Below are 9168 nucleotides of genomic sequence, written 5' to 3' on the forward strand. Positions count from 1 at the left end.
ATGCACCCCAATCTGCCAACTCTCAACTTCCTCTCGTCCATCTTTGAGTCGCTAGCGCAGGACTACACCGGCGAGGCAAAGGGCGAGCTAAGTGAGTTCATCGAGTCACTCAAAAGTGACCCGGCATTCGAAGTGCCGAACCGCATCAAGCTTCTGAAGGACGCTCAGGAAGCACTCGACTTGATTCAAGGAGGCAAGAAGGAACGCGCGGCATTCAAGCTGATGCTTCACAGTCGGGAGCTGTGGCACGGTTTTACCTCAAATCCTACGGGTGAACAATGAACTGCCCTTTCATGGCTTTGGGACTTTCATTATCCAGCATCAAGAATGCACCTCTGCTTACATCAAAACCGAAGACGCTGAAGATTGCACCCCCTTCATCGTGGAGGTGCAAGAGCCCCTCGTTGACACTCCACGAATGTTCGTTGTGATTTCGCCCCTCTAGCACCACGCCGTCCTTGCCAAAGGCGATGGGCTTCCGCCCTCCGCTAGCAGGGTTGAAGTGCAGAACCCAACTTTGATTCAACAAGATTTTTGTGACGGCTTGATCTCTACTGACACTTCCGCGAGGCAGGGTACGGTCCGCCGCCTCGAACTCTGTCAAACGAGTCTCTAACGATGCCATCCTCTCGGTCGTGGACACAGCGGCTTCTTCGAGAACCTGGTTTCTCTGCGTAGCTTCCCGCAAGCGACTTTCTAGCCGTGCGACATCACGAGCACTTCTAGATTTAAGGCGATCCGCCTCCTCCTCAGTGAGCAGGCGCGTCTTCTCAACCTGATTTCTCTTATCTAGAAGCGCCCGTCTTTGGTGAAGCTTCTTTTCGTAGAACCAGAGAGCGGGCTTGTGGTACCACAGCAGGTAGATCGTTGCCGAAAGCGCTGGAAGCACAATTCCACGCAACGCAACATCCTCCCAGCCCGGATAGAGGACGGAATCTATGTAGCCGAACCTCTTGGGTATCGGCAGGTCTGAGAATAAGGCGATGGGCAACCTGTAGTTCCATGCCAACCAGCTCAAGCAGAATGCCCCCGTAAGCGGGCTAACAGCCTTGTCTTTCAAGTAGTCAGTTATCGACTGCCAGATCTCCCCTACCATGAGCCCCTCCTCTTATCCCCACCCCAAGGTAGCCCATTCCCTTGCTCAAGGGGAGCGCGGTTGAGCTGCCAACGGCCCGCGCTGGGCTTGAATAGAATCAGCCCAATCTGCTGTCACCTTCAAGCCAGCCAAGGCCGCGCTCTACTGTAGGGGTTGTCCTACCGCCTCTTCCTGGTCTTTCTTGGCTTCACCGCGATTTCCGGGTATGGACGACCAAGGCAATCGCCCGATGAGCTTTGTGGGGCCGGGGCGAGCCTGTTGCGGACCTCTGCCTTGGCGTTCTCCCCCCACTTAGCCAACCAGGCCTCAATGTAGCGCTTCGCGCCGCCTCGCGTGGCTAAAAGGCGACTCTCTTGGAAGCCGGCGATATAGGAGCGAGTGGAAACCCGGAAACCCGGCCCGTCCGGCCGGAACTTAGCCAAGGCCATTCCCCGGTAGACCAGCCAAACCTCCTCGCCTACCTGCTTCCAACTGACTTCGGGATCGTCCATGGACGAAGCATTCCTTTGAGTGGTCGCGCCGCCTGAGATTCAACAAACTCGACCCTTAATGCCACGCACTACCTACGATTCGGGGCAGGCAACGCAATGACCCTCAACTTTGTTCTAACGGACCTACTGTTCTCCACCAACGAACTAGTGTCTGGAAAATGCTTTACCACCAAGTCAGTCAACTCACGATCGGTACTACTCACAAAAGTGATGTGGGCTATAAAACGTTGGGAAGTGGTGCCTGATGGCACGTCCTCACCCAAATGAACTAAGAACTTCAGACTACTAGCGCCATCGGGAGTGACAAAGCTTCTGGTCTCGCTTTTCTCGACCGAATACCAATTGGAACCTGGCTTGATGGATAGCTTTTCCCGGTCGAACGGCAGGATTTCAACTGAATCAAGTTCATATGAGGCGGCAAACTCCCCTTCGTTCCGCGCCTCGCATATCACCTCGATAGTCAATTCATTCAACGCCGTTGGAGAACAGTCGAAATCGACTTTGGGTTGGAACAAGACCGCCTGCTTGTACGCTTCAAGAGCAAGCTTTCGCTCTTCCAGCCGCAACTTTGGCCTCTCGACAAAGGTGTAAGTTGCCAGGAAGGTGGCGACCGCGACCAATGCACCCACCACAACACCAAGCGCTGTGGCTATCGCGGTTGGATCCTTTCGTAGTCCTGCTTCACTCATTCAATGACTCCACCCTAAGGGAAAAACCGCTACTTCTTTCGCCAACCTAACTGATGAGGCGCCGTAGAATCGGTCACCCCTAGCTTTGAAAAAATCACGGCGCGATTGCTACCAGGGCTCCGCCATAGAAAGCCAATCGACCTCGTCAGTTGATCATTGTGAAAAACCAGCCCCCTTGGCCGATACAGCCCGTACCAATTTGGGTCATCTGGCTTACCGAGCAACAACCAAAGCCGCACTCCAGCAAGCCGAAACGAAGCAGCTTTGACTTCTTTTGTCTGCGGGTGAACCACGGTCTCCAGCAGTAGGTCCCGGGTGAATATTTCCGGCTGAGGCGAGGGCCCTACGTACAGACCCCAGCCTTCAGGCCAATCTTTGCCTAACAGAATGTCAAAATGAGCTTCGGCGAACGGCGAGTTCGTCAATGTCTTGGCGGCAGTTGCGCCGATAAGCACCTTCAGGAGCCATCGCTCAAAGAGAGAACCATTGATTTCGGTTTCCGGAGCAATAGATTCAGGAGATTTATCTGCGGCCACCAAAGCATTGGCGAATCGACCGGCCTCCGCGTCTAGTTCTGCAAGCTGAGAATTGTGTGACCGGCAAAGGATGTTTGATTGCATAGAGCCAATGCCGATACCTTGCATCGTATATGGCTCTTGCCAAGGCATTCCACCCACACTTAGGTCATTACCGGGCGCAATTGCCTTCAAAACACTGGCGGATAGATAGTGCTCGCGTGAGATCTTGGGACTACAAGATCCATGCCCGGCCAAGTAGCATTTCGCCATCCGAATAACCTTCAGCTCTGACTAGGCGGCCGCCCACTGCTGTCCTGCTTCAGTCCATCCCGTACCGCTGAAGCGAACCTCAAGCTGCTAGTCGTTAGTGAAGTCACTGCTGGAAACCCCATAACAGAGCAGCGCTTTTGCCATGATTACTTTGCCGCGGGCTGCGGAAAGAGGCCACGCACGACGATTACACAAATGGCAATTACGTTCACTGTCGCGCCGCTCGTCAGGGTTATCAAACCGGTGTCGCTGAGAATAGGCTTTCCCAGAGCGGCATTTGCAATACCAACTGCCGTGAACATTGCGCACCAGAACCAAACAGCCCACTCCGCTAGACCAAATGCCTTGGCTGCATACTTGCTGCGCATCTTCATGTCTTCCACGCGCTGGTCGTTTGCCACAACCATTCCTCGAAGCCGCTCCGCTTCAGCCTCATGCTGATACCAAGCTTTTTCCTCTCGATACTTCGAGCCGCTTTCTGGGGTCGCGCGAGCTTCGTCAGCAAGCTTGTCACTGAAGTTGTAAACAAGCTCTTCTAGCTTGATTGGATGCTTCCCTGGCTCTTCCTTCCGTGATTGAGTCATGGCGTAGTGCTCAGTTCGGCTGCGGCCGGAAGTAAGCCTTCAGCGACTCATCACTAATGTCAGCATTTCGATACTGTCCATGCGCTTTCGCCCAAGGCCCCTCTGGCGCGTGCGACATGTTGGAAAGCTCTATCGGAGAACGATCCTTATAAGCTTCCCACACTGCGTGAATCAGCTCTATGTCTCCTTGATCGACAACCGGGGGAGGTGGCATATGCACGACACCAGTCGGTTGCCACACGTAGCACAGGCCCGGGGCGGTTATATTGGCTGAGCCCCAAGCCTTGAATGCTTGATAGACCGAAGGGAACACGGGGCCATACGTCCAAGCTTCTGGCGCTTCATCGACCAACGGCCTATCGCGCAACCCAAGGCTGTGCCCATGCGCGAAATAGAGAAGCTTCTGCAACTTCATGTTGGAAATGGGCCGTCCTTCCCGGATGCCCAAATCAATGAATGTGTTTGCGACGCTCAGGACCTTGTTGGTCATAGTCGCGATCTCCCTCGATGACCGAAGCGCTGGGCGCTTCATCCCCTGTGGATAAAGCCTAACAGCAATCTGTTGACAATTCTGTGGATAACTTCCGGGAACTCAAGAAATAGATGCTGAATGATCCGCGTCTCTGTCACTGAGACCGGCTGATGTCGGGGTCATAGTGGCGTCCGCCTGCAACCAGCGGAGAGTCAGGTAAACCTCCTCACACATACCACCAGCTCGGCTTGGAGGTCAGGCGGGGTTGTCGCGCGATAGCTGGCGATGGTGGCGTCCGTTTTCCCGTCCTGGCACATCAGGACCACCATATCCGGCCGCTCGTCCTGCTGGGCCTCCAGGCGCTCAACGCGCCGCAGGTGTTCGGTCTTCATAGGATCTTCTCCGGTCGCAGGTAAGTGTGGATGAGGAGGCCGATGGTGACGCCATGGGCGTCAGCTTCTTTGCGGATCCGGGCGGCCTCTTCCGGGCTCTCCGCCACGGACAGGAACCGATAGCCACAGTGCAGCGGGGCGGCGTGTTCCAGGCGTGCCAGACGGGTATCTAGGGTTCTCATTTGCGTTCTCCTTTGGGGGTCAGCTTGGCCTCCAAGGCTGCCAACCGTTCACTGAACTCGGTGGTTTCGACCAGCTTGGCAAGCGCACTCAACGCCTGCAGAAGGTCTGCGCCGGCGTCTACGGTCAGCTCGCCTGCGCATACGGCGCCGATGACGGCCTCCCCTCGCTCGGTCAGGGAGCCGGCTGGCATATCCAACTGGACATCAGCGGCGGCCGCTCGCCGCTTGGGCCAAAAGCGATCCATCAGGGCATTGGCGGCGGAGACGTCACCGGCCTTGGCCTTGTCGACCACCGCCTGGATGATCGCCAGTTGATCCTTCTTGCTGAGCAACCCATCGAAGGCGCGGGCTGTGTGGCTGCGCGCCCCTTTGGGCTTTCCGCTCGGGTTACCGGACCGGCCGGGCTGGAAGCGCGCCATCAGCGGGCTCCCGCCTGCTGCTCGGCCACGCGCTGGCTCGGGCTAATGAAAAACTCCTGGCCCTGCTCAGCGGCCCGCCTCTCCATGCGCTGCATGGCGCCCGGGTTCATAGACTCGTTGAGGTTCCACATGAACAGGTAATCCACCACCGGCTTCACGTAAAAAAGGTTGTTCCCGGGGAGGTTGCCGTAGGTCAGGCGGAAGAGTTGATCCCCCACCTCGACGCTCTTGTCCGGATCCAGCGCCGCTTCGCGACCCTTGAAGTAGATATTGGCCACCGCCTCCAGATCGCCAGCGGTCGGGCCGACGATGGTCCCAATGAAGCCACCGCCCATACGGTTGGCCTGGCCAAAGAGGAAGTCCCCCATGATGCCGAGGCCCCCACCCTGTTGCATGGCGGCCAGCATGGTTTCGATGTCGCCCGGATCCCGAGGTTCCTTGCCTTTCAGCACATCCTTCATCGACATGGCGAGGTAGCCCATCACGGTCGACATGAGGAAGAGCTGCGACAACCCCAACAGAGCGGCACCGTTGGTCATGGCCGTGCCGTAGACGCCGGCGCCGCGCACGTTCGGGTCAATGTGGGTCAGCAGCTCGCGCCCGATCATGCGTTGCGAGAACGCGACGCTGAAGGACTTGAACTGCATGGCGAAACGGACTGCTTCACCGGCCACCGTTCCCTTCTGGGTTCCCAGCTTGGTGAGGTAGCGAGTTTCCGCATCCGGGGACAACATCAGATATCCGTTTTGGTCCGTGAAGTACGCCCTCAACGCGCGCGCTACGGCTTCATCTTGGATGTTGGCGGGGGATAACAGCGCGGTGCCGTCCTCAGCAACCTGCACGCCCTTCCGGGCGACGTTCCAGCCAGCCTCATCAAGCCCGTAGAGGCCAAGTGTCTTGACCAGGCGCGGATCGAGGTCAGTGAAGGCCTTTGAGGCTTGAGCAGCCAGGTTGTGCGACAGCATCTCGGCAGCCGCGAAACGCAGGCTATCGGTCCACCAGCGCTGCAGGTTCAACTTGAAGAACTGCTGCTGCGCGGACGCGATAGCACCTCGGCCGCCATCGTCCAGACTGAAGCGAGAGGCGAGCTTGCCCGCCATGCTTTCGAAGACGACACCCAACGCCGAGGCCAGCTCGATCCGCTCAGCTTGCGGCCTCCCCTTGAACAAGCCGCTGACAGCAGACCCTGCCGCTTGCAAGATGTTGATCCCGTTGTGACGAGCCGACAGCGCGAAGAAGCCGAGATCAGTGAACGATGAGATGAGGCTGGCGCCCAGGCTCGACATGGTTTGCACCGCGCGGATCGCTTGGGAGTACGTCGCCAGAGTTGAATTGCCGGGCACGTCCAAAGATCCATCGACCTCGGCAAGCCGGTTGCGGGCGTCCTGCACGTCCTTGCGGAAGCGCTTGGTGTCGGCAGGACTGGCGCCCTTCTGCCGCATGCGCTTGGCAAGCTGCCCCTCCAGGCTCTCCACGAAGGAGCCGGGATTCGTACCCATGACGCGCATCAACCCAGTGTTGCGGGCGCTCTGCTCCAGGCCAGCCACGATGGTCTCGCGCAGGTTGCCGTACCCGAACTCTCGGTTGTACTTGATGAAGTCGTCCGCCGACTTGAAGTGGACAACCTTCTCCTGCGACACACGGTTGGCAACGTTGGGCGTGCCCTTGCCATCCATCGGTGCAGTGAAACGCAGGTGCAAGCCTGTCGATAGAGCCAGGAACAGGGAGTCCAGCATGGCTTGCTCGTCGTCCGCGCCCATCTCTTCCATCATCCTGGGCAGATCGAAGGACTCCTGAGCAATGCGGCGCCATGCCGACTCCTTGCCGGCAATGCGTTGCGGATCGTGAGTGGCCCGAAAGACGTAGCCCTGATATTTGCCGATGCTCGCCCCCTCTTTGTTGGCGAGCAGCCTGGCGAGTTCCTGGTACTGGTTCACCACCCCGGCCAGGCGTACAGCCGCCGGCGACAGCCTCGCCAGTTGGGCAGCATCAGGCTCCTCCTGCGACAGGTGCCAAAGGCCTCGCGCGATGTCGTCCTCAACGACATCTGTCGTGAATAGCCTTAGATCATCCGGACCCAGCTTGGCGAGGCTGGCGTGCAGACCACCCACTAGCTCCGCGCGCAGGGCGTCTTGCTGACCCGCAGCCGAGATGCGGGCGCCCTTCACCCCTCGCTGTGTACCCGTCACCAGAGAGCGCAGGCCCAGCCCAAGCTGGGTGCCCCAGTTCTCGCTGATGTTGGACACGGCTTCCAAGCGCTTGCGCTCATTGATCAGGGTGACGCGCTTGAGCTCCATGGCCTTGCGCTGCTTGTCAGCCACAAGGCGTTCGGCGGCCAAGGTGATCGCGTCATTGGGCGACAGCAGGCCATCCTTTCGAAGCAGAGCCTTAGCCCTACGCTCGACGGTCGCCGACATCCGCTCAATGTCCGCCTCTGAGAAGTCCCGACCGCTGATGTTCCGCAAGATCTCTCGGCATAGTTCACGAGCCATGGGCTTTCCTCGTCATGCAGAAGGCCATCAGGCGCAGCGCCCAGGCTTCCGTTTCCGCCTCGGCCTCCAGTTGCTTGAACTCGGCGGCGATGGCGTCCAGGGCCGACGCGTCTCCGCCAGACGCTTCAATCTGAGCGCGCAGGCGCCTCTCCAAATCCACGTTCTCCTCAACCAATCGGGCCGCTTCCAGCGGGGTCAGGTTGCTGTAGTCGAGGCGATCGATGGCGCTGAGCCCACTCCGCGGATGGAGCGTCGAGATATTCGAGGTGTTCATGGGCGCTTCCTCTGATCGAGACGGGCCGCATGGGCCAGCAGGCGCGAGTACACCAACGGCTTCAGCAAGACATGGGCGTTCTCTTCCAGGTAGTCCCCGAGCCGTCCACCGCTTTGCGAGTCCAGTTCGGTGAGTAGGCGACCCAAGGCCTCCTGCCGCCGGACGAACTCCTGCTCTCCCAATCGTCCTTTGAGCAGCGCATGGGTCTGTGCGGCCATTTGTTCGAAAGCAGCGTCGGCCATGGGCTCGGGTGATGCCTTCAGCTCGACGGCAATGGCCTGCATTAGGCCTGTGCCCTCGTTGGCCGGCATTCCCGCCGCATAGAGCAGAGATTGCAGCCCCTGCACTTCCGCCATGGCCTCCGGCGTACCCGCGTGATCGGGGTGCACTTCAATGGCGTAGTGGCTTGGCCGTGCCGCGGGCGCATCCATGGCAGCTATCTGCGCAGCCTCCCCCAAGGTCGCCGGATCCTGCTGCTCGTAGGGATTGACCGGAGGCAGTTCGGGAGGCGTCGGCGCCCAACTGGGAAGCCCGGAAGACGTTCCCGTGACGTTCGCAGTGACACGCACACCCGTGGACTCCGAGCCCGCAGGAGCTTGCTGGTGCTCGATGGTCATGCGACCTCCTTCGGGTCTTGCAAAGCAAGCCACTCAGCGGCTGCCGCGGCACTGCGCGCGGTCAATGTGGGCTGCTCGCGCAGTTCGTGCAGAACAGAGCCGGTCTGACCGCCCCACCGGCCGTCGGTAGCCAACGAAAGCAGTAAGCCCACCTCGCCACGCAAATCGGTGTATTCGGGCTGCAGGTAGACCGGGGCGCACCCTGGCGCCGGACGTTGCCGCACCGGCAGCGCTTCATAGGCAGCCGTGGCCGCCTCTTCTGCTCGTCGGTAAGCGGCGCCGAAGGCTTTGGCGGACTCCTCAAGCGCTACAAACGCCTCCTGGCGGCGCGTAAGGGCTGCACTCGTCTGAGCCCACCGCTCACCAAGACTTGCCCTGGCCCTCGCGGCCTTGGCCTCTTCCAGACGCATCTGGACGGCATCGCGGGCAACCCGCAGCCGATGAAGCATCCCCTCAGCCTCCTGCATGGCCTGTTCGATTGCGTCGCCTTCCTTGGCTTCTCCGCTAATCAACGCCGCGCCGTACGTCTCGCGGCTCCGGGTGAGTACGGCCTCGACGGTTGCGATCTCACCTTCCAGCTCGGCCAGGATGGTTTCGACAACCTGCACGTCGTCGCGGCGACGTCCTGAAAATCGCTTCCGAATGCTTGTAAGCAAGTCTTTCATCACCTGT

The 9168-nt window shown here is 59.2% G+C and carries 14 protein-coding genes; 1 reads left to right on the forward strand and 13 read right to left on the reverse strand.

Annotation, left to right across the window (positions count from 1 at the left end; translation table 11 throughout):
* On the forward strand, positions 1-282 hold the full coding sequence (locus AC23D6_RS14165) for a hypothetical protein (protein WP_487749872.1): 282 nt from the start codon (positions 1-3) through the stop codon (positions 280-282).
* Here the strand turns inward: AC23D6_RS14165 and AC23D6_RS14170 are convergent.
* From AC23D6_RS14170 to AC23D6_RS14230, 13 genes are all read right to left on the reverse strand, one after another.
* Positions 266-1096, reverse strand: coding sequence for a hypothetical protein (locus tag AC23D6_RS14170; protein ID WP_487749873.1), 831 nt, complete (start codon positions 1094-1096; stop codon positions 266-268). The genes AC23D6_RS14165 and AC23D6_RS14170 overlap by 17 nt on opposite strands.
* A gap of 158 nt (positions 1097-1254) precedes the next feature.
* On the reverse strand, positions 1255-1587 hold the full coding sequence (locus AC23D6_RS14175) for a hypothetical protein (protein ID WP_487749874.1): 333 nt from the start codon (positions 1585-1587) through the stop codon (positions 1255-1257).
* A gap of 68 nt (positions 1588-1655) precedes the next feature.
* The gene (locus tag AC23D6_RS14180) at positions 1656-2276 is read right to left on the reverse strand and encodes a hypothetical protein (RefSeq protein ID WP_487749875.1); all 621 of its coding nucleotides are present in this window, start codon (positions 2274-2276) and stop codon (positions 1656-1658) included.
* Positions 2277-2305: 29 nt separating this feature from the next.
* Positions 2306-2920, reverse strand: coding sequence for a hypothetical protein (locus AC23D6_RS14185; protein WP_487749876.1), 615 nt, complete (start codon positions 2918-2920; stop codon positions 2306-2308).
* A 290-nt stretch (positions 2921-3210) separates the two neighbouring features.
* Positions 3211-3648: a hypothetical protein gene (locus tag AC23D6_RS14190; protein WP_487749877.1), complete on the reverse strand. Its 438-nt coding sequence runs from the start codon at positions 3646-3648 to the stop codon at positions 3211-3213.
* 10 nt (positions 3649-3658) lie between these two features.
* Positions 3659-4138, reverse strand: a complete 480-nt coding sequence (locus AC23D6_RS14195; protein ID WP_487749878.1) for a Panacea domain-containing protein — start codon at positions 4136-4138, stop codon at positions 3659-3661.
* 194 nt (positions 4139-4332) lie between these two features.
* The gene (locus tag AC23D6_RS14200; RefSeq protein ID WP_487749879.1) at positions 4333-4512 is read right to left on the reverse strand and encodes a hypothetical protein; all 180 of its coding nucleotides are present in this window, start codon (positions 4510-4512) and stop codon (positions 4333-4335) included.
* Positions 4509-4694, reverse strand: a complete 186-nt coding sequence (locus AC23D6_RS14205) for a hypothetical protein (RefSeq protein WP_487749880.1) — start codon at positions 4692-4694, stop codon at positions 4509-4511. The genes AC23D6_RS14200 and AC23D6_RS14205 overlap by 4 nt, the downstream gene beginning before the upstream one ends.
* Positions 4691-5113 (reverse strand): DUF5681 domain-containing protein, encoded by a 423-nt coding sequence (locus tag AC23D6_RS14210; protein ID WP_487749881.1) that lies wholly within the window; start codon positions 5111-5113, stop codon positions 4691-4693. The genes AC23D6_RS14205 and AC23D6_RS14210 overlap by 4 nt, the downstream gene beginning before the upstream one ends.
* Positions 5113-7605 carry a hypothetical protein gene (locus AC23D6_RS14215; protein ID WP_487749882.1) on the reverse strand — a complete coding sequence of 831 codons (2493 nt, stop codon included), beginning with the start codon at positions 7603-7605 and terminating at the stop codon, positions 5113-5115. Before AC23D6_RS14215 ends, AC23D6_RS14210 begins: the two co-directional genes overlap by 1 nt.
* Complete coding sequence (locus AC23D6_RS14220; RefSeq protein ID WP_487749883.1) at positions 7595-7879, reverse strand: hypothetical protein; 285 nt, start codon at positions 7877-7879, stop codon at positions 7595-7597. The genes AC23D6_RS14215 and AC23D6_RS14220 overlap by 11 nt, the downstream gene beginning before the upstream one ends.
* A complete protein-coding gene (locus tag AC23D6_RS14225) occupies positions 7876-8496 on the reverse strand; it encodes a hypothetical protein (protein ID WP_487749884.1) in 621 nt (206 codons plus the stop codon). The genes AC23D6_RS14220 and AC23D6_RS14225 overlap by 4 nt, the downstream gene beginning before the upstream one ends.
* Entirely contained in the window at positions 8493-9161 is a 669-nt protein-coding gene (locus tag AC23D6_RS14230; RefSeq protein WP_487749885.1) for a hypothetical protein, read from the reverse strand. Before AC23D6_RS14230 ends, AC23D6_RS14225 begins: the two co-directional genes overlap by 4 nt.
* Between the last annotated feature and the right edge of the window lie 7 nt (positions 9162-9168).

The organism is Pseudoxanthomonas sp. G3, from assembly GCF_057654715.1.